This window comes from Serratia plymuthica (genome assembly GCF_018336935.1).
Taxonomy (GTDB): domain Bacteria; phylum Pseudomonadota; class Gammaproteobacteria; order Enterobacterales; family Enterobacteriaceae; genus Serratia; species Serratia plymuthica_B.
The window spans coordinates 4,538,580-4,558,443 of sequence record NZ_CP068771.1 but is presented as its reverse complement, the minus strand read 5'-3'; the positions used below and the strand labels follow the sequence as shown (position 1 = coordinate 4,558,443).

14 protein-coding genes and 3 tRNA genes are annotated in these 19,864 nt (G+C 57.6%); 7 read left to right on the top strand and 10 right to left on the bottom strand.

The annotated features are described in order from the left end of the window. The first annotated feature begins 5 nt into the window (after nucleotides 1-5). On the top strand, nucleotides 6-764 hold the full coding sequence (xni, locus tag JK621_RS21220; RefSeq protein WP_212557529.1) for a flap endonuclease Xni: 759 nt from the start codon (nucleotides 6-8) through the stop codon (nucleotides 762-764). Nucleotides 765-795: 31 nt separating this feature from the next. Here the strand turns inward: xni and rlmM are convergent, their stop codons facing one another. The 4 genes from rlmM to JK621_RS21200 all read right to left on the bottom strand — a co-directional run bounded on the left by rlmM (nucleotide 796) and on the right by JK621_RS21200 (nucleotide 3,873). Beyond that, nucleotides 796-1,899: a 23S rRNA (cytidine(2498)-2'-O)-methyltransferase RlmM gene (gene rlmM, locus JK621_RS21215; protein ID WP_013814279.1), complete on the bottom strand. Its 1,104-nt coding sequence runs from the start codon at nucleotides 1,897-1,899 to the stop codon at nucleotides 796-798. Beyond that, complete coding sequence (locus tag JK621_RS21210; protein ID WP_212557528.1) at nucleotides 1,892-2,287, bottom strand: DUF423 domain-containing protein; 396 nt, start codon at nucleotides 2,285-2,287, stop codon at nucleotides 1,892-1,894. Before JK621_RS21210 ends, rlmM begins: the two co-directional genes overlap by 8 nt. A 51-nt stretch (nucleotides 2,288-2,338) precedes the next feature. Further along, the gene (locus JK621_RS21205) at nucleotides 2,339-3,256 is read right to left on the bottom strand and encodes a transcriptional regulator GcvA (protein WP_212557527.1); all 918 of its coding nucleotides are present in this window, start codon (nucleotides 3,254-3,256) and stop codon (nucleotides 2,339-2,341) included. Between the two features lie 392 nt (nucleotides 3,257-3,648). Beyond that, the gene (locus JK621_RS21200) at nucleotides 3,649-3,873 is read right to left on the bottom strand and encodes a YgdI/YgdR family lipoprotein (protein ID WP_126528657.1); all 225 of its coding nucleotides are present in this window, start codon (nucleotides 3,871-3,873) and stop codon (nucleotides 3,649-3,651) included. Nucleotides 3,874-4,068: 195 nt separating this feature from the next. Between JK621_RS21200 and csdA the strand changes: the two genes are divergently transcribed. Together csdA and csdE are read left to right on the top strand one after the other, a co-directional pair. Then, entirely contained in the window at nucleotides 4,069-5,274 is a 1,206-nt protein-coding gene (gene csdA, locus JK621_RS21195; RefSeq protein WP_212560263.1) for a cysteine desulfurase CsdA, read from the top strand. An 18-nt stretch (nucleotides 5,275-5,292) separates the two neighbouring features. Further along, nucleotides 5,293-5,727 carry a cysteine desulfurase sulfur acceptor subunit CsdE gene (gene csdE, locus JK621_RS21190; RefSeq protein WP_212557526.1) on the top strand — a complete coding sequence of 145 codons (435 nt, stop codon included), beginning with the start codon at nucleotides 5,293-5,295 and terminating at the stop codon, nucleotides 5,725-5,727. On the opposite strand, the gene tcdA is transcribed toward csdE, so the two are convergent. Beyond that, the gene (tcdA, locus tag JK621_RS21185; RefSeq protein WP_212557525.1) at nucleotides 5,718-6,524 is read right to left on the bottom strand and encodes a tRNA cyclic N6-threonylcarbamoyladenosine(37) synthase TcdA; all 807 of its coding nucleotides are present in this window, start codon (nucleotides 6,522-6,524) and stop codon (nucleotides 5,718-5,720) included. The two genes, csdE and tcdA, sit on opposite strands and share 10 nt — an antisense overlap. 139 nt (nucleotides 6,525-6,663) lie before the next feature. Further along, nucleotides 6,664-7,806: a murein transglycosylase A gene (gene mltA / locus JK621_RS21180; protein WP_212557524.1), complete on the bottom strand. Its 1,143-nt coding sequence runs from the start codon at nucleotides 7,804-7,806 to the stop codon at nucleotides 6,664-6,666. Nucleotides 7,807-8,018: 212 nt separating this feature from the next. Between mltA and JK621_RS21175 the strand changes: the two genes are divergently transcribed. From JK621_RS21175 to JK621_RS21165, 3 genes are all read left to right on the top strand, one after another. After that, nucleotides 8,019-8,095, top strand: a tRNA-Met gene (locus JK621_RS21175). 63 nt (nucleotides 8,096-8,158) lie between these two features. After that, nucleotides 8,159-8,235: transfer RNA gene (locus JK621_RS21170), tRNA-Met, on the top strand. Nucleotides 8,236-8,299: 64 nt separating this feature from the next. Next, nucleotides 8,300-8,376: transfer RNA gene (locus JK621_RS21165), tRNA-Met, on the top strand. A 100-nt stretch (nucleotides 8,377-8,476) separates the two neighbouring features. Here the strand turns inward: JK621_RS21165 and amiC are convergent. Continuing rightward, complete coding sequence (amiC, locus tag JK621_RS21160; protein WP_013814285.1) at nucleotides 8,477-9,727, bottom strand: N-acetylmuramoyl-L-alanine amidase AmiC; 1,251 nt, start codon at nucleotides 9,725-9,727, stop codon at nucleotides 8,477-8,479. Nucleotides 9,728-9,967: 240 nt separating this feature from the next. On the opposite strand from amiC, the gene argA reads away from it, so the two are divergent. Further along, entirely contained in the window at nucleotides 9,968-11,293 is a 1,326-nt protein-coding gene (argA, locus tag JK621_RS21155; protein ID WP_212557523.1) for an amino-acid N-acetyltransferase, read from the top strand. 34 nt (nucleotides 11,294-11,327) lie between these two features. Here argA and recD read toward each other — a convergent pair whose 3' ends face one another. The 3 genes from recD to ptrA are packed head-to-tail and all read right to left on the bottom strand — an operon-like array spanning nucleotide 11,328 to nucleotide 19,611. Then, nucleotides 11,328-13,178: an exodeoxyribonuclease V subunit alpha gene (recD, locus tag JK621_RS21150; RefSeq protein WP_212557522.1), complete on the bottom strand. Its 1,851-nt coding sequence runs from the start codon at nucleotides 13,176-13,178 to the stop codon at nucleotides 11,328-11,330. Beyond that, entirely contained in the window at nucleotides 13,175-16,726 is a 3,552-nt protein-coding gene (recB, locus tag JK621_RS21145; protein ID WP_212557521.1) for an exodeoxyribonuclease V subunit beta, read from the bottom strand. Before recB ends, recD begins: the two co-directional genes overlap by 4 nt. Continuing rightward, a complete protein-coding gene (gene ptrA / locus JK621_RS21140) occupies nucleotides 16,723-19,611 on the bottom strand; it encodes a pitrilysin (RefSeq protein ID WP_212560262.1) in 2,889 nt (962 codons plus the stop codon). Before ptrA ends, recB begins: the two co-directional genes overlap by 4 nt. Between the last annotated feature and the right edge of the window lie 253 nt (nucleotides 19,612-19,864).

Below are 19,864 nucleotides of genomic sequence, written 5' to 3'. Positions count from 1 at the left end.
AGCCCATGATGATACACCTACTGATTGTCGACGCCCTGAACCTTATCCGCCGCATCCATGCCGTGCAGGGGTCTCCCTGCGTGAATGCCTGCCAGCATGCGCTGCAACAGTTGATCCAGCATAGCCGGCCAACGCACGCGGTGGCGGTATTCGACGAAGACGACCGCAGTGAAAGCTGGCGTCACCAAATTCTGCCCGACTACAAGGCCGGCCGATCGCCGATGCCGGAAAATTTACAGCAGGAAATGCCGCAGCTGCGTCAGGCATTTGAAGCGCTCGGCGTCGCCTGTTGGCATTCGCCGGGCAATGAGGCGGACGATCTGGCGGCAACGCTGACGGCCAAGGTCGCCGGCGGCGGCCATCAGGTGACGATAGTGTCCACCGACAAAGGTTATTGCCAACTGTTGGCGCCCAACGTGCAGATCCGCGATTACTTCCAGAAACGCTGGCTGGACATGCCCTTTGTGCAACAGGAGTTCGGGGTAGCGCCGCAGCAATTGGCGGATTACTGGGGGCTGGCGGGAATAAGCAGCAGCAAAATTCCTGGCGTGGCCGGCATCGGGCCGAAAACGGCGGTATTGTTATTACAACAGGCGGGTACGTTGGATGGGTTGTATCAGGATCTGGAACAGGTGGCGGAAAAATGGCGCGGCAAGTTGCAACAACACCGCGACATGGCTTACGTCAGTAAAAAGGTCGCCACGCTGCGCACCGATTTGACGTTAACCGGCAACCTGCAGCAGTTGCGGTTACCGGTTAGCTAAAGGCGCCGCAAGCCGCGCCCGGTCAATTATTCTATTCGCGCTCGTCGCGACGCCCCGGCACCGCCGACCACATACGGCGCACATGCACCGTGACTTCTTCACGATCGTGATAAAGCTGTTTGGCATGAATTTCTGAACTGATGCCAACCGCGTCCAACGCTTCCTTGATGGTCTGCAGATTCTGCGAAACCTCTTCGTAACGTTTTTTCATCGGCAGCTTCAGGTTGAAGATCGCTTCGCGGCACCAACCTTTGACCAACCATTGAATCATCAAGCTGGTCACCTTGGCCGGCTTCTCCACCATGTCGCACACCAGCCAGTAAATCTTGCTGCTGCTTGGTTCGTATTTGAAACCGTCGGCGCGGTGATGCGTAACCTGCCCGGTATCCATCAGGCTCTGCGCCATCAGTCCGTTATCCACCGCATGCACCATCATGCTGCGTTGCACCAGTTGATAGGTCCAGCCGCCCGGGCAGGCACCCAGATCGACCGCATGCATACCACTGCTCAAACGTTCGTCCCACTCGTCGGCGGGAATGAACACGTGGAACGCCTCTTCCAGTTTCAGCGTAGAACGGCTCGGCGCGTCGGATGGGAACTTGAGGCGCGGGATCCCCATATAGAACGGCGAATTGTTGTTGCTGAAAGAGTAGCCGACATAACAGCAACCCGGTGCGATAAAGAACACGTGAACCACCGGACGGGTCGCGTTCTCGCGCGCCATCAGCACCTTTTGCTCACGCATTGCGGCACGCAGCGGCACGGTCAGTTTACGGCAGAACTTCATCAGCTCTTTGCTTTCGTTGGTATCCGGCACTTCCACTCGCAGCTCACCGCCGCGATCGACCACGCCAATCAGCATGCCAACAATCGGCGACACGCGATCTTCCGGCGGAAGGTCGCGCAGCAGCTCGCCAACCACCAGCATCTGACGGGCAAAAATCAGTTCACGGAACGGGATTTCCCGCGCCAGGCGGTCGGCGTCATCCGGCTGATAGCACTCGAACAATACGTAACCGCTGTTATCTTTTACCCGGGCAAAACCAAAGACTTCCAGCTCGGCAGCCTTGGCGGTAATTTCCGCCGCACACTCTTTTTCAAAACCAGGACGGCAATACAACGCAAGCTTATTCATGGCGCTCGGCCTTTTTCCTCAGACGCAAAGCGCCAATCAACATCAATGCCCAACCGATCAGGAAACACACGCCGCCAACCGGCGTGATATAGACCCAGACCTTCAGGTGTGACAGCGCCAGACAGTACAGACTGCCGCTGAACAGTACGGTGCCGAGCGCCAACAGCGCCCCGCTCCAATAAAACCACAGGCTGACGCGACGTTGCATCGCCACCGCCAGCACCAGGATCGCCAGGGTATGGAACCCTTGATAATCCAGCCCGGTGCGGATCCAGGCCATCTCGTTAGCGCCCAACGTGCCGCTTAATACATGCGCGCCAAACGCGCCCAGGGCAACAAATACAAAGCCGCTGATAGCAGCAAAAATCAGCATTGAGCGACTGCTCATCGTTATTTACCTTATTGAAGAAAACCGGCGGCGGCAGAGCGGCGGCCAGCCTTATTGTTCATAGCGAAAGCGGAATTTCTCCTGCTCGCTGGCTGCCCGAGCCAGGATCCACTGACGAAAGGCGGCTATTTTACCCAGTTCTGCCTGGCTGTCATGGCATACCAGATAAAAAGCGTTTTTACTGACCAGCACATCGTTAAACGGGCAAACCAGCCGCCCGGCTTCGATTTCGGTCTGCGCCATCACATTGTTCACCAGTGCGACACCCTGGCCATGAACCGCAGCCTGAACCACCATTGCACTGTGGCTGAAAATCGGCCCCTGCTGCACATTAATGTGCTGCAACCCCAACTGACGCGTATAGGCCAGCCAATCGCGGCGTGAAGTATCATGCAGTAGCGTGTGATAAGCCAGATCGTCCGTCACTTTTAGCGCATGTTCCCCGGTCAGCAGGCTGGGTGAACACACCGGCAACAGATATTCCGCATATAAACGTTCGGCGCGCACCCCTGGCCAGTTGCCGCGGCCATAGAAAATCGCCACATCGACATCATCCGCCAGCTTATCTTCCTCACGGTCCACCGCCTGGATACGCACGTCGATCCCCGGATAAGCTGAGTTAAAGCCAGAGAGCCGCGGCACCAACCACTGAATGGCGAAACTGGGGGGCAAACTGACGGTTAATGCCCCCTTGGCACTGCGCGCCTGTAACTTGCGGGTAGCCTCGGTGATCGAGGAGAAGATTTCCTTGATATCCAGGTAATAACTTTGCCCTTCTTCCGTCAGCAACAGCGAACGATTGCGCCGCCGAAACAGCTTCAGGCCGAGGAAGTCCTCCAGCGACTTGATCTGATGGCTCACGGCGGCCTGGGTAACGAACAACTCTTCTGCCGCTTTGGTGAAACTCAGGTGGCGAGCAGCCGCATCGAAGACCCGCAGCGCATTGAGAGGTGGTAAGCGTTTAGACATTTATTAGCTACTTTTGTGTAACAATATTCCGAATGATTCGGCATAAAAAATCAGGCGGCGTTGCGTACCAAGTTGCAGGTCCACGACAGCAAACCGCTATCATTAGTTTTTTTAATCCGAGCCATTATAAATTGTCCGTTGAGCATGCGCCAGCAAATACCTATAGTGGCGGCACTTCCCGGGCCGGAACGAAAAGGGAGTGGGTGTCGAGGACGCCGATGAACTTTTGGCTTGTGGTTGTGATGTTGTGTTTGCAAATTGTCTGGCAATCCAGACATGGTAGCTAAGCTACTGTTTTTTCACTTCCTGTACATTTACCCTGTCTGTCCATAGTGATTTTATGCAGCACCGCAATATTTGCGGTGCTTTTTTTTGCCCGTTTTTTGACGAGGTTACTGGTTGCTTTCAACCATCTCTTTCACGTCTGAACGGTTGATCTGCTGTTCAACGCCGTTGGCGTCTTTATAGCTGATCATGCCTGTGTCGTTATCCACCTTTGGTTTTCCGTCAGCGACAATGGTGCGTCCATCATTGGTATGCATTACGTAATTGCTGGAACATGCAGCCAGGGTAAACGTTAGCACCAGAGCAGAAATAACTGCGGCTGTTTTCTTCATTGTGGACTCCTTGTAGATAAAAATGCTGTAAAAAACCTTTTATGTTATTTAACGCCATTACCTGATAGGCACTTAATAGCATAACAAACTTATCAGAGATTTCCAGGCGATAAGTCCTAATGGACGGGAGAACTTGTCTCCGACGAAAAAATAGGACAGGATCACCCATTGACTCAAGCCAGTGACAATCAGGGTATGACACCTTTTAATCCCACCGATTTTCGAAATCAGTTTCCTGCCCTGCAGCAGGCGGGAATTTATCTCGACAGCGCCGCCACCGCGTTGAAACCGCTGGCGGTTATCGCGGCAACGCAACAGTTTTACCGTGACGACGCCGCCACGGTGCATCGCAGCCAACACCGCGCGGCGCAGGATTTGACCGCCCGCTTCGAGCAGGCGCGCCGGCAGGTCGCTACGCTGATCAATGCCCCTACGGCCGATGACATTATTTGGGTACGCGGCACCACCGAAGCAATCAATCTGGTGGCGCAAAGCTATGCCCGCCCCCGGCTGCAACCGGGTGACGAAATCCTGGTGAGCGAAGCCGAACACCACGCCAACCTGATCCCCTGGCTGATGGTCGCGGAACAAACGGGTGCGCGAGTGGTAAAATTGCCGCTTGGCGCCGATCGCTTGCCGGACCTGACGCAGCTCCCCAGGCTGCTCAACGATAAAACCCGGCTGTTGGCGCTGGGGCAAATGTCCAACGTCACCGGCGGTTGCCCGGATCTGGCGCAAGCCGTCACTCTGGCCCACCGCGTCGGCGCGCGCGTGATGATCGACGGAGCGCAGGGCATAGTGCACTGTCCGGCCGACGTTCAGCGGCTTGATATTGATTTTTACGCCTTCTCCGGCCACAAACTGTATGGCCCGACCGGCATCGGCGCGCTGTACGGAAAAAGCGAATTATTGGCGCAGATGGCGCCGTGGCAAGGCGGCGGCAAAATGCTGACCCAGGCGTCATTCGAGGGCTTTACGCCGCAAAAACCGCCGCACTGCTTTGAGGCCGGTACGCCAAATATCGCCGGCGTGCTGGGGCTGGCTGCCGCGCTGGAATGGCTGGGCACTCAGGATATGGCGGGCGCCGAGCACTACAGCCGTGGCCTGGCCGATCTGGCCGAGCACCGGCTGGCGCAGTTGCCGGGCTTTCGCAGCTTCCGCTGTTCAGGTTCCAGCCTGCTGGCGTTTGATATCGCCGGCATTCATCACAGTGATATCGTCACTCTATTGGCAGAGCAAGGCATCGCGCTACGCGCCGGCCAGCACTGTGCCCAGCCGCTGATGGCGGCGTTGGGCGTCAGCGGTACACTGCGCGCGTCATTCGCGCCTTACAACAGTACGGAAGACGTTGAAACGCTGGTGACCGCACTGATCAACGCCATAGATCTGCTGGCCGACTAAATTAACTTCGGAGACGCTATGCTTGCCCCACATCCCTTTGGCAGCGAAATTACCGCCGAGGCGCTGATCGTAAAATTTACCGCGCTGAAACAGTGGGAGGATCGCTATCGCCAATTGATTATGCTGGCGAAACAACTGCCGCCGCTGCCGGAACCGCTACGCACGGCAGAGAGAGAGCTCAGCGGCTGTGAGAACCGCGTCTGGCTGGGGCATCAATTATTGGCTGACGGCACGCTGCATTTTTATGGCGACAGCGAAGGCCGCATCGTGCGCGGTCTGCTGGCGGTAGTGCTGACGGCAGTGGAAGGTAAAACGCCGCAGCAAATAGCGGCAATGGATCCGCTGGCGCTGTTTGAGCAACTGGCGCTGCGCACCCAGCTCAGCGCCACCCGCGCCAGCGGGCTGGAAGCGCTGGCCGTCGGGGTGAAAGCGATCGCCGCCCGTTACGCCTGACGCGCGGCTTTCGCCACCATTTTCTTCAAGGCGTGGGACACGGCGACAAAGCCGAAGGTCGCGGTAACCATGGTCGCCGCGCCAAATCCCGCGCTGCAGTCCATTCTTTTTGGCCCTTCTGCGGTGCTGCGCGATGCGCAAACCGTGCCGTCCGGCTGCGGGTATACCAGCGGCTCGCTGGAAAACACGCAATCAATGCCGAGCTTGCCCTTACTGTTTTTCACCACGTTGAAATCATTCTTCAACCGCTCGCGCAGCTTGGCGGCCAGCGGATCCTGAATGGTCTTCGCCAAATCGGCCACCGCGATCTGCGTCGGATCTATTTGCCCGCCCGCCCCGCCGGTTGTGACCACCGGGATCTTGTAACGACGGCAATAAGCCAGCAGCGCGGCCTTCGGCCGTACGCTGTCAATCGCGTCGATCACATAGCTGAAATTGTGGTTCAACAGCTCAGCCACATTGTCCGCAGTAATAAAGTCGTCGACGCAGGTCACCCGGCATTCGGGGTTGATCGCCAGAATGCGCTCCGCCATCACTTCTGTCTTTGACTGGCCGACATTCTGGCGCAGCGCATGGATCTGGCGGTTGGTATTGGTGACGCACACATCGTCCATATCAATCAGCGTAATGGCGCCGATGCCGGTGCGCGCCAGAGCCTCGGCCGCCCAGGACCCCACACCGCCGATGCCAATCACGCATACATGCGCCTGGGCAAACAGCGCCAGCGCCTGCTGGCCGTACAAACGTGCCGTGCCGCCAAAACGCTGCAGATAGGCTTCAGAATAGGCTGTGCTCATAACGCTTTACTTACCTTAACAATGCAAATGATAAGGGCCGGAAAATCCGGCCCTTGCGGGTCAATATCAGTATACCCGTCGCCTTTCAAGACACAGCCAGGCGGCCGGCTTGAAATTCATGGGGCATAACTTATCGTCGTCAGCGGGTGACCAACAACGAACCGCCGTTAGCGGAAGAGGTCTGGCTGGTGAACAGTGGCGTGCCGGTGTTACCGCCTTTGAGCACCCAGACTCGGCCATAATGGTTGTAATACCCCGCCGAGTGGCCGGCGTCCGGCCCGATGCCCTGGTACATATCGAAGTGCTGGCCTTTGATAGCGCCGCCCACGTCCAGAGCCACCATCAGGCGCATCTCATATTTTCCCGTGAATTTACCCTTGTTGTCCAGCAAAGGCACTTCCGCCAGCAGCGTGGTGCCTGCCGGGATCAGTGAACGGTCGGAAGCTACCGAGGCTTTGGCAATCAAAGGAACCGCACTGGCGCCACGTACCGGCGCAAACGCCTCCGGACGGAAGAACACAAAGGAAGGATTCTGCTCCAGCAGCTCACGCACTTCCGCAGCGCTGTGGGTATCGGCCCACTGGCGGATCGCCTGCATAGACATATCCGCCTTGGCCACTTCGCCGCGATCGATCAACACTTTACCTATGCTGCGGTAAGCATGGCCGTTCTTGCCGCCGTAGCCGAAGAACACCAGCGGCTGGCCATTGCCGTAATCCACATAGCCGCTGCCCTGGACTTCCATCATAAAGTTGTCCATCAGCGAGTTGGTGTAAGCGACGATATAACGGTCATCCAGCGCGCCCGAGTATATGCCCGCGCGATCAGGCAGACGGCCTTTGCCTTTTGGCGGCATGCGGTACAGCGGGTAGCGGAACTCGCCCTGCTGGGTATAGCGCGCCTGCACGACCGGCGTATAGTAGCCGGTGAACTGCACGTTACCGTAGTTGTCCACGCCTTCCATCTGATAGGCGCTGAGGCCGTATTGGTTCAGTTGACGGGTATCGGCACCGGCGGCCATCCAGCTTTGCACTGCCTGAAAGGTGCTGTTGTTGCGATTAAACAGCGCAGGAGAAGCGTTTTTAATCTCCATCAGCTGATTCGAGTAATCCCTGGCGTTAACCGGCACGCCTTTGGCGTTGGGTTGATTCACCAACTCCAGCGACTGATCCAGATGGCCATCCTTATACTGCTGTCCCCGGTCGGTCGGCTTTGACGAACAGCCAGCCAGTACCGCTACCATCAACCCGCCCAGCAGGTATTTGCCCCAACGTCCTTTCATCGCACACTCTCAAACAGATATGATCTACCGGCGAACGATAACAAACACCCATAGATAAGGGAATCGCCGCAAATAAAAAAACCCGCACGGCGGATAGTGATGAAAAAGAACGCAAATTGCGGACTAATTCAGCATAAAGATGGCTTTAACTCAATTAATTGCAAAAAGGGTTGCAACAAAATGCACGGAGAGTATAGTGCGCTTCCATCGGACGCGGGGTGGAGCAGCCTGGTAGCTCGTCGGGCTCATAACCCGAAGGTCGTCGGTTCAAATCCGGCCTCCGCAACCAACCGATACTGCATCAGCGGTATCACGTAAAGGTTGGGATTCGATGAAAAAAGTATTATACGGACGCGGGGTGGAGCAGCCTGGTAGCTCGTCGGGCTCATAACCCGAAGGTCGTCGGTTCAAATCCGGCCCCCGCAACCAACCGATACTGTACCAGCGGTATCACATGAATGTTGGGTTTCGATAATACAAGCATCAAGACGGACGCGGGGTGGAGCAGCCTGGTAGCTCGTCGGGCTCATAACCCGAAGGTCGTCGGTTCAAATCCGGCCTCCGCAACCAATCTTGATGACTACAGATAAGCACCTTAACGGGTGTTTTTTTGTATCTGAAATCTGCCAAAACCCGGCCGGGCACCCACCCAGCCGCATCAGTTTACACCTTATCCGCGCGCCGCCGCGCCGCCGTTGGCGAAATACGCCTTGATACCCGCCAGAATGGATTCCGCCACCTGCTGCTGGAAATGGCTGGTCCGCAACTTACGCTCTTCTTCGATATTGCTGATAAACGCCGTCTCAACCAGGATAGAAGGAATGTCCGGCGCTTTTAACACTGCAAAACCGGCCTGATCGACGCGATTCTTGTGCAAACGGTTAATTTTGCCCATCCGGTTCAACACTTCCTTGCCGAATTTCAGGCTATCGTTGATGGTTGCGGTTTGGATCAGATCAAACATGGTGTGATCCAGATAGCGATCGCCGCTTTTGCTCACGCCGCCGATTTGGTCCGATTCATTCTGAGTTTGCGCCAGGAATTTCGCCGCCGAACTGGTGGCGCCCTTGGTCGACAGCGCAAATACCGAAGATCCGCGTGCGGCCTGGCTGGTAAAGGCATCGGCATGGATGGAAACGAACAGATCGGCACGCTGCTTGCGCGCCTTCGCCACCCTCACCTTCAGCGGAATGAACACATCTTCATTGCGCGTCATAAACACTTTCATATTCGGCTCACGCTTGATCAACGCGCTCAGTTTGCGGGCGATCTGCAACACGATATCCTTCTCGCGCGTTTTGAATTTGCCAATCGCCCCCGGATCCTCGCCGCCGTGGCCGGGATCCAGCATGATGACAATCGGACGATCGCGCCCCGCCTTGCCGGCCTGCGGCGCCTCGGCCGGCAAAGTGCGCTCGAGATCGCCCTTGTTGTAATCTTCCAGCAATGCCAATAGCGGATCATAGTCTTCGCCAGTGCCGCCCTTGCTGGGATACAAATCCATCACCAGACGGTTGCGATACTCCGGCACCGGCGGCAGAGTAAACATATGAGGGCTGACGCTCTGCTTAAGTTCCAGCACCAACCGAACGGTGTTTTGATCAAACTGACCGACGCGCGCCTGTTTCAAATAGGGATCGTCAGCGCGAACCTGGCCGACAATGCCCTTCAATACGCTATTGAGATGCACCCCTTCGATATCCACCACCACGCGATCGGGATTGGTCAGCGCAAACTGTTTATATTTCAGTTCGGTGTTTGATTCGAGCGTCACGCGGGTATAAGTAGAAGAAGGCCAGACACGCACGGCAATCACGTGCGATGATGCGGCGAAGCCTATGCGACTCACACTCAGCAACCAACTTGCGGCAACCCCTTGCAATATACGACGGCGGCCCAGATTGTGATTTGAGTTTGGCATGCGACTCCGGCAGTGATAACAGGTTAAAACAGATGAAAAAAACGCCGATAAAACGGGAATGGCGAAAACTTTAACGAATCCTCCCGGCGCTGTCATCAGAAAATCTTTCCAAGGTTTTTCAATTTATTAACCAGTTAGCCCCTTCCGCAAATAAATACAGACAATTTCCCGCTTGCCATTGGAGCAAGAAAAGAATAAAAATACAAAAATATCGTATAAATATGCAAAAGAGGTTTTGCCGTGAAGGAACGTAGTACCGAGCTTGTTCAAGGATTCCGTCACTCAGTTCCCTATATCAACGCCCACCGCGGCAAGACGTTTGTCGTCATGCTTGGGGGAGAAGCCATAGAGCATGAGAATTTTTCCAACATCGTCAACGATATCGGGCTGCTGCATAGCCTGGGGATTCGTTTGGTGGTGGTCTATGGCGCACGGCCGCAGATCGACAGCAATCTGGCGCAGCATAACTACGAACCTATTTATCACAAGCATACCCGGGTTACCGACGCCCACACGCTTGAGCTGGTTAAGCAAGCGGCGGGCCTGCTGCAACTGGACATCACCGCACGGCTGTCGATGAGCCTCAACAATACGCCGCTGCAGGGTGCGCACATCAACGTGGTCAGCGGCAACTTTATCATTGCCCAGCCGTTAGGGATTGATGACGGCGTGGATTACTGCCACAGCGGCCGTATTCGCCGTATCGATGAAGAAGCGATCCACCGTCAACTCGACAGTAACGCCATCGTGCTGATCGGCCCGGTCGCCGTTTCCGTTACCGGCGAAAGCTTTAACCTGACGTCAGAAGAAGTGGCGACCCAATTGGCCATCAAGCTGAAGGCGGAAAAAATGATCGGATTCTGCTCATCGCAGGGCGTCACCGATCAGGAAGGCAATATCATTTCCGAGCTGTTCCCCAATGACGCGCAGAAACGTATCGAAGAGCGCGAAGCCAGCGGCGATTACCATTCAGGCACCGTACGTTTCCTGCGCGGTGCGGTGAAAGCCTGCCGCAGCGGCGTACGCCGCAGCCACCTGATCAGCTATCAGGAAGACGGAGCGCTGGTGCAAGAGTTGTTCTCGCGCGACGGTATCGGCACCCAGATCGTCATGGAGAGCGCCGAACAGGTGCGCCGGGCGACCATTAACGATATCGGCGGCATTCTGGAACTGATCCGCCCACTGGAACAACAGGGTATTCTGGTGCGCCGCTCCCGTGAACAGCTGGAGATGGAGATCGACAAATTCACTATTATCGAGCGCGATAACCTGACCATTGCCTGTGCGGCGCTGTATCCATTCCCGGAAGAGAAAATCGGCGAGATGGCCTGCGTGGCGGTACACCCGGACTACCGCAGCTCGTCACGCGGTGAAATGCTATTGCAACGGGTGGAAAGCCAGGCGCGCCAGATGGGTTTGCAAAAACTTTTCGTGCTGACCACACGTAGCATCCACTGGTTCCAGGAGCGCGGTTTCACTCCGGCGGAAGTAGACGTGCTGCCGATGCAAAAACAGGCGCTGTACAACTACCAGCGCCGCTCGAAGATTCTGCTGGCGGACTTGTAATCCTCTGCGGGCGCAGCCTGCGCCCGTTTCGCTTTTATGCCGTTATCTGCAAGCGCTCCGCCAGCCCGCTGCGGCGCTGGGTTGGCGTGCGGATCGCCCGCATCAGCACGGCATCGGTGGCATACAGCGAAAGCTGTCTGCGCGCCCGGGTGATAGCGGTATACACCAGTTCGCGGGTCAGTACCGGCAGGAAGTGATTGGGCAACACCAGCACCGTATGATCAAACTCTGACCCCTGAGACTTATGCACTGTCATCGCATAGGCGGTTTCATGCGCCGGTAAACGGCTTGGCTGCACCGACTTGATGCTGCCGTCCGGCAGTTGGAAGTGCACGCGCAACTCACCGCTTTCATCGCGCAAAGCGATACCGATATCGCCGTTAAACAGCCCCAACGCACTGTCGTTGCGGCCAATCATCACTGGACGACCGGGATACCAACGCCCCAAGGCCCCTGGCGTACGCTGGATAAGCCCTGCCCGTTGCAGCCCCGCCTCGATACGCTCGTTCAACCCGGCGATACCGAATGGCCCTTCGCGCAGCGCGCACAGCACCTGGAAACGGCCAAACTCCGCCAACACCTCTCCCGCATCCGCCCTGGCAGCGACCCGCCGCAAATAATCCCCATAGCCTGCCACACAGGCGTTCAGCAGGGCCTGATAGTCCTCCGTTTCTGCCAATGGGTAACCCGCAACGTCACTGAAACTGCCGCTGAGTGCCCTGGCCGCCCGCTTGCCGTCACCGGCATTCACCGCGAAGGCCAATTGGCCGATGCCCGAATCGGCATCAAAACGATAGCTTTTGCGCAGCAGGCACAGGCTGTCTCGCACCGCTGCCTCCGCCTGCGCATTTTGCCCCTGCAACGGGCAGCCGGTCAGACGGGTGAGCTGTTCTGCGCGCGCAGTGCTGTACCCCTGCTCGGCAAAACGACAGATATCCCCCAACACAGCCCCGGCCTCTACCGACGCCAGTTGATCCCTGTCGCCAAGGAAAATCACCCGCGCCTGAAGGGGCAATGCGGCAATCAGACGCGCCATCATCGGCAGATCGACCATTGAAGCCTCGTCCACCACCAGCACATCCAGATGCAGCGGGTTGCCACGGTGATAACGCATGCGCTGGCTATTGGGCTGAGCGCCCAACAGGCGGTGCAGCGTCGACGCATCGGTGGGGAACAGCGCGCGTTGCTCCGGAGTTAACGCCAACTGCCTGCCGGCGCTGCCGAGCGACTCGGTCAGACGCGCCGCCGCCTTGCCGGTGGGTGCCGCCAGTTGAATACGCAAGCGCCGGCCATCGGCAAGCTGTACCAGCGCCGCCAGCAATTTGGCGACGGTGGTGGTTTTGCCGGTGCCCGGCCCCCCAGAAATCACTGCAATACGCCGCGTCGCGGCCACTGCGGCAGCAATTTTCTGCCAGTCAGGCTCATTGGTCGCCTCGCCGAACAGCCGATCGAGGATGGCGCGCAGTTCAGGCTCGTCAACCGCCTGATGGATACTGTCGCTGCTGATAAACTCCGCCACCTCGCCTTCGTTCTGCCACATGCGCTGCAGGTACAAACGCTGCTGTTGCAACACCATCGGCATGGCGCTGCTGCCGTCACCCACCGCCGCACTGGCCGTCAGGCGCTGCTGCCAACGGGCAAGATCCGGTCGCCCGGCCGCCAGCCACACGGCCTGAGCCAGCTCCGGCTGACGCCCCTCAAACAGATTTTCCGGCAGTAACTGTTCCAGCATCAGGCAAACATGGCCGGCGCCAGCCTCCGCGCTGAGGCAGGCGGCAGCCAGCAGAATGTCAGGCTCTTCCTCCCCGGCCACTATGCGGGCGAACTGCAGGTCCAATGGGCGCAGCACGCCAAGTGCCTGCGCCTGCTCCAGTAGAGCGATCATGGCTCATCCTCCGCCGTAATGGCTTCGCCGCTGAACAGACGGTCCATGCCTTCCACCAACTGCGGTGCCGGGCGACAGGCGAAGATACCGTTGCCCGGGTGCTGCGCGTCCACCCCGCGCAGGAACAAATAAATCACCCCGCCGAAGTCGCGTTGATAGTCATAATCCGGCAGTCTATGGCGCAGATAACGATGCAGTGCCAGCGTGTACAGCTGATATTGCAGATCGTAGCGGTGTTCCGCCATCGCCTGCTCCATCGCCGCACGGGTATAAGCGCCGCTGTCCTCTCCCAACCAGTTGGATTTGTAATCCAGCAGGTAGTATTTTCCCTGCCAGCAAAACACCAGGTCGATAAATCCCTTCAACATTCCCTGCACCTGCTGGAAATCCAGCGCCGGGCAGCGGGCAGAAAGCGGATCGTAATTTTTCACCAGCCTATCCAGCTCATCCGCCTGCAACAGTTTTTCTATGGGTAAATAAAACTGCAGCTCGGCCTGTTTATGCTGCGGTGCCAGCGCCGACAACGAAACACCGGCATCATTGAGCGGGACATTCAGCAACACCTGCATCCACGCCAGCAGTATCGGTTGCCAGTGCTCGGCAAACCCTTGCTGCTGCAACTGTTCAAACAACCATTGTTCATCAAGGGGTTGGGTGAAATCCAGCGTTTCAAACAGGCTGTGCAGGAAGGTTCCCGGTGCTGCGCCGCGCGGGAAGGTATGCGGTGTGAGCGCTGGCTCACTGTCCAACGCCTGTTCGCCTGCGGCGTCGACATCCAGCCGTGGCAGCAGATCCTGCATCAGGCCAGAGCCGTGTTGCTGCAGGCCGGTGTAACTGGTCACGCGCCAGAAATCCTGCACCGGGCGCGTGAAGCTTTTTGCCGCCAGTTCGGTTAACGCCGGCACTTGAGGCAGCCAGGCCCGTTCATCCAGTTGTTCAACCAGCGACAGTGCAATCCCCTCCCCAGCCAGCTGTTGAAGACGTTGGTGCAGCCAGGCTGCATCCCCGGCCTGGCCGGCCTGCACCAGGTAGCCCAGCGCGCTGCGGTGCAAATCGGTATCACCCTGTTTCTTGCGTGTGCCCTGGATCAACGGCGCTATGCCGATGCTGCAGTGGTATACCGAACGGGTCAAGGCGACGTACAGCAGGCGCAAATCCTCCGCCAGCCGCTCTTCTTCGGCCCATTCGATACTTTCTTCATCGGCGTTGAGGTCAAGCAGAGCCTGGAAACTCTGCCGATCGTGGTACAGCACCTGCTGCTGCTGGCGGAAATTGCCGACGAACGGCAACCAGACCAGATCGAACTCCAGCCCTTTCGATTTATGGATGGTGATCACCTTCACCAGATGACGATCGCTTTCCAGCCGCAGTTGCTGGTTGTCGGATTGGCGATTTGGTTGAGCAATCTGCTGTGCCAGCCAGCGCACCAGCGCATGTTCGCTGTCGAGTTGTGCAGAAGCCTCTTGCAACAGCTCCCCCAAGTGCATCACGTCGGTCAACCGACGCTCGCCGCCGGGGCTGGCCAGCAGATTCTCCGCCAGGTGGCGCTGATTCATCACCTCATGCAGCATGGGCAACACGCCACGGCGCAGCCAGCGCGTGCGGTATTTATCGAACTCGTTGACCAGCGTATCCCAGGCGCGTTCATTGCGATTCAAGCCGTCCAGCGCCTGCGCGTCCAACCCCATCAGCCCGGTCGCCATAGCGCTGCGCAGCGTGCGTTCCTGCTCCGGCGCCAGCACCGCCTGCAACAGCCACAGCAAATCCTTGGCTTCCGGCGTATCAAACACGCTGTCGCGATTGGACAGATAGACCGAAGGAATGGCCAGGGCGCTGAGCGCATCACGCACCAACGCCGCCTCATTGCGGCTGCGCACCAGCACGGTAATATCGGAGGCCTGCACCGCCCGCCGCTTTTCGCCGTTCACCAGCCAGGCCTGCTCACGTTGCCCGGCACTGAGCCAGTCACGGATTTGCGTGGCGCACAGGCGCGCCATCAATTGTTGGTACTCACTAACGCCAACGCCTTCACCCTGCTGCAACCAAAACTGCATCGCCGGCTGTGGCTGGTTATGCAGCTCAAACGCCAACCCGCGATTTTTTTCGGCGGCGGCCACCTCGATAAACGGAATTTGACCGAACAGGAAGGGTTTTTCCACCTGAGCAAACAGATGGTTAACGCTGCCAACCATTGCCGGCGACGAGCGCCAGTTAGTCTCAAGCGTGTAGTGGGCGCTTACCTCAGAACGGGCGCGCATATAGGTAAAGATGTCGGCGCCGCGGAAGGCGTAAATAGCCTGTTTCGGGTCGCCTATCAGCAACAGGCCGCATTCCGGCCGGCCGACGTAGAGCTTTTGGAAGATGCGGTATTGCTGTGGGTCGGTATCCTGGAACTCATCGATCATCGCCACCGGATAACGCTGGCGAATCGCCTGCGCCAACCGTTCGCCGCCTTCACTTTGCAGCGCACTGTCCAACCGGCTTAGCAGATCGTCAAAACCCAATTCGGCGCGCTGGCGTTTCTCCTGTTGAATGGAGAGACGTATCTCACTCAGCGCCCGCGCCATAATCAAATCGCGCAGCGTCAGCGGTTCATCAAACAGCGTATCTATCGCCATAAACAAGGCATGGCGAGGCGGTTCGCCCTTTTTGGTTTTATCCAGCAGCGCTGACTGCCGGAATTTTTCCAGCTCTTTCGGCAGTTGGTAATCCTGGGTTTCCAGCACCACCCATTCGCCCACCTTATGCAACCAATTAGGCAGGTGTTTGCTGCTGTAGCTGCGTTTATCCACGCCGGACTGGCTGATTAACGCCTCCAGATCCCCCGCCGCCGCCAGCCACTGAGCTTTAATGGCATCGATTCGCGCCACGATCTGCTCATGGCGCATCAATACCGTTTCTTCATCTTTCGGCGGCCGACGCAGCGTTGGCGCTTCGCCGCCCAGATAACCGGAAAGATCGGCCAGCAGCGCCTCCGGGCCGCTCCACTCCTGGCTCACCGCCCGGGCGACGCCCAACGGCAACGGGTAACAATGGCGACGCCAGAAATCTGCACAGGCCTGACGCCGTAGCGGCAATTCATCCTGCACCAGCGTTTGCTCAAACAGAATGCCGGACTCGAAGGCGTTGTGGGTCAGCATGCGCTGGCAAAAACCGTGGATGGTGTAGATCGCCGCTTCGTCCATCTGCCGTTCGGCAGCTAGCAGCTGCGCGGCGGCATCGGGCAGATCGTCAATCTCCTCCATCAGCGCAGACAACAAGGGGTCCTTGCTGAGACCGCGGACGCAAGCAATGCGTAACGCATGGATATTGCTGCGAATACGCCCACGCAGCTCTTCGGTGGCGGCCTCGGTAAAGGTCACCACCAGAATCTCCTCCACCGTCAGCCGCCGGGGAAAGGCCGCCGCCTGGCCCAGGCCAAGCAGCAGGCGCAGATACAGCGCACCTATGGTAAAGGTTTTGCCGGTCCCCGCCGACGCTTCTATCAGCCGTTCGCCAAACAACGGCAACGTCAGCGGATCAAGCCGCTGCGGGGCGGCCTCTGTCATGGTGTCGCCACCTTACGCGGCAGAGTTTGCTGCAGGGCAGAGGCGTTTGGATAGGTGACCCAGTCCTGCTGCACGGCATAATCCGCTTTCTCTTGCCCGCTGCCGCTAACCTGCGACAACACCGCCAGCCCCTGCGGCTGAATGACCGCCTGGTGGAAATAATCCGCCAGCTTGGTCGGCGTCAGTTGCTTAACCTGCTCAATCAGCTTATGGCGGGTATCGAAGGTGAAATTGCCGCGATCGAAATCATTGGCAAAGCGGCTGGCTTCTTCGCTCAGGGTTTGCGGGCGCTGTTTCAGCTCGTTGATCATCGCCTGCTTGTACTGCTCAAAGTCCGCCTCGCTCATCTCACGCAGGCGCTTTTCAGTTTTCGGGTAGAAATCCTGATAGCGTTGGTACAGATACGCCGGCTGCTTGCTGTTGCTTTGCAACAGGAAACCTATCCCCCACTGGCGGCCCACTGACATTGGGAAAGCAAACACCGCATAACCCAACTGTTCCTGAGTACGCAGTTGGCTATAGAACCAGGGCTGGATAATCTGCCCCAGCAGCGAGCTGTAAGCCATACCGGTCACTTCATCATACCCGGTCGGCACATAGACGGCCGCCAGCGCCGAGTCGGTGCTGCTGCCCGCACGCTGCAGGTTAGCCAACTGTTTTTTAGCCACTTCAACGTCTTCGCCGTGCCACCATTCAATGCCGGTGCAGCCCAGGCGGTGTTTCAGCGTTGAGGCCAGAGTATCCACCTGCTGCTTGCTCATATTGCCCACCACCAGCAACTCCGGTGTGGCGTCGGCCAACAGGCTGTCGCGGTATGCCAGAACCTCTTTCAGCGTCAGGGTCTTCAGCACCTCGCGGCGCTCACTGCGCTCGGAGTAAGGCACACGGGAAACCATCTGCACCGGTTGGATCGCCAGCTCGAACGCTTTCCCTTTCTCAGCCGAATCCAGCTGTTCCAGATACCAGGATTTGGCCTGCGCCAGTTGATCTTCCGTCGGCGTGAAGTTGGAATAGCCCTCAATCAGCGAGGTCAGCAACTGCGGCAAACGCTGGGTAAAACCGTTGGCATTGAACATCAGGCCATTGTTCGGTGAAGTCGAGAAGCTCAGCCCGCCAATCGAGGCCTGATAACTCAGTTGATCCAGCGAAATACCCGCCAGATAGTCGGTCAGCGAGAACAGCACCTGATTGCGCGCAGAGTCCATGGTTTTTGCGTTGCGGAACGCCACTGTGACATCGGCTTTCGGCTCGTCGGCAAAGTAACGGCTTGGCATATACAACACCCGCAGACCCGGCTGATCGACCACCATTTCCGGTTTCTTGAACTCGTGGGACGGTTTGTTCAGGCTAAAGTCATCGGGAATATACGGGTTCAGCGCAGGCAACGAGAGGCTGATCCCCTTGCCCAACTGCTGCCACTGTTCGAAACGCTGCGGCGCGATTTTATCAACCTGATAAGGTGCATTGACGAAATAGGCCATCTTGTTATGCGGCTCATTCGGGCTGACAAACCAGATGCGTGCATTTTGCGGCGTCATGGCATCCAGACGCTCGGCAATCGCCTTGGCGTCATAACGATCGGCCAGGTAAGGCGCATCCAGCGTGTGTTCTACCGGCACACGCAGCATGGTGTCCACCAGCCACTCTATGTAGTCCATATCGCGGGTGATCGACGGATAGCGGAAATCCAGGTTGAGAACGTGGGAGATCTCATCGAAATAGCTTTGTTTGATACCTTCGCTGCGCAGCATTTTCAGATAGTTAAAGATGGCCGCTATCACCTCGTCACGCTTGGCCAGGCCTTTATCGGTCAGGGAGACGCTGATTGAGAATACCCCGCCGTTGCGATCCACCATCGGATCGGCCCCGGCGTTGATCGCATCCGCCAACCCCTGCTTTTGCAGCCAGTCAGACAGGGTATTTTGGCTGCGGTTGCCAATCAGGTAGCTAATATAAGTGTCGGTCTTGCTGCGGAATTCGGCGCTGTTGTTATCAATGCGAAACTCTACTTTCAACTGCTTGCGCGGCTGAGCCGGCACATAGTGGATAATGATGCCCTGCTGTTCAGGGGTAACCGCAGGGACGGTAATTGGCGGCACGCTGGCTTCGCGATTGGGCACTTTGCCAAACGTATCGGCCGCCAGTTCGGCCAACTCCGGCAATGGCTTGCTGCTGTACAACACGCCCATCATCAGGTTGGCAGAATAATAACGCTGGTAGAATGACGTCAGTTCATCATGCAACTTGCTGCCCGGCTTGTCCTTCAGCGTATCGAGGTTGCCACCGGAGAAACGCGCGCTCGGGTGAGCCGGGTTCAGCGTTTCCGCCCCGACCTGCGCCATGCGCATGCCGTCGCGTGAACGCGCCATCGTCAGTTCGGCATTGACCGCATTACGTTCACGATCGGCATTGACGGGATCCAGCAGAGGCTCCGCAATGGCGTCCGCCATGCGGTCTACCGCCGGCGCTAACGCGTCGTTTTCTACTTCCAGATAGAACGCGGTGCGATAAGACGCGGTGCTGGCGTTGTGGCTACCACCGTGCTTTTTCAGAAACTCCGCCAGGTTTTCCGGCTGCGGATAGCGCTTGGATCCCATCAGCACCATGTGCTCCAGGTAGTGCGCCAGCCCAAGCTGGCTGTTCGGATCTTCCAGCGATCCCACCGGCAGCGCCAGTGCCGCCAATGATTTTGGCGCCTGAGCATCGGATACCAACAAGACGGTCATCCCGTTTGCCAGCTTAATCGCCTGATATTGGCGTGGATCGTGATCGCTTTTGTTGATCTTCTCCGCCAGCGGTTGCCATCCCTGCGCGGCCCAGCTTAACGGTGCCCAACACATGGCCAATAATACTAACCCGGTAATGCGGGCCAACTGTCTGCGCATATCCAAAATGAACCCCTATTCTGACACCGCTACGCCAAATCCCTGACGTTGGCGGTGTGCATCAAAACAACACAACCAAAGGCTATATACCTGTACGTTATGTAAGACCGGAGCTAACCCCGATAGTTGAATATAATCCTGCTTATTTTTACCACCTCGGGGCAATCAGTACCACCGGGGGATGTTACCCCAGTGGCTTACCAGAGCAAGCGCCTGGGGATGAACGAACTGGGCGCATGGATACGCCAGAGCG

Bases quoted from the DNA above. Each gene is read 5' to 3' on its own strand.
- xni (WP_212557529.1), top strand. From the start codon at position 6: ATGATGATACACCTACTGATTGTCGACGCCCTGAACCTTATCCGCCGC.
- rlmM (WP_013814279.1), bottom strand. From the start codon at position 1,899: ATGAATAAGCTTGCGTTGTATTGCCGTCCTGGTTTTGAAAAAGAGTGT.
- JK621_RS21210 (WP_212557528.1), bottom strand. From the start codon at position 2,287: ATGAGCAGTCGCTCAATGCTGATTTTTGCTGCTATCAGCGGCTTTGTA.
- JK621_RS21205 (WP_212557527.1), bottom strand. From the start codon at position 3,256: ATGTCTAAACGCTTACCACCTCTCAATGCGCTGCGGGTCTTCGATGCG.
- JK621_RS21200 (WP_126528657.1), bottom strand. From the start codon at position 3,873: ATGAAGAAAACAGCCGCAGTTATTTCTGCTCTGGTGCTAACGTTTACC.
- csdA (WP_212560263.1), top strand. From the start codon at position 4,069: ATGACACCTTTTAATCCCACCGATTTTCGAAATCAGTTTCCTGCCCTG.
- csdE (WP_212557526.1), top strand. From the start codon at position 5,293: ATGCTTGCCCCACATCCCTTTGGCAGCGAAATTACCGCCGAGGCGCTG.
- tcdA (WP_212557525.1), bottom strand. From the start codon at position 6,524: ATGAGCACAGCCTATTCTGAAGCCTATCTGCAGCGTTTTGGCGGCACG.
- mltA (WP_212557524.1), bottom strand. From the start codon at position 7,806: ATGAAAGGACGTTGGGGCAAATACCTGCTGGGCGGGTTGATGGTAGCG.
- amiC (WP_013814285.1), bottom strand. From the start codon at position 9,727: ATGCCAAACTCAAATCACAATCTGGGCCGCCGTCGTATATTGCAAGGG.
- recD (WP_212557522.1), bottom strand. From the start codon at position 13,178: ATGATCGCTCTACTGGAGCAGGCGCAGGCACTTGGCGTGCTGCGCCCA.
- recB (WP_212557521.1), bottom strand. From the start codon at position 16,726: ATGACAGAGGCCGCCCCGCAGCGGCTTGATCCGCTGACGTTGCCGTTG.
- ptrA (WP_212560262.1), bottom strand. From the start codon at position 19,611: ATGCGCAGACAGTTGGCCCGCATTACCGGGTTAGTATTATTGGCCATG.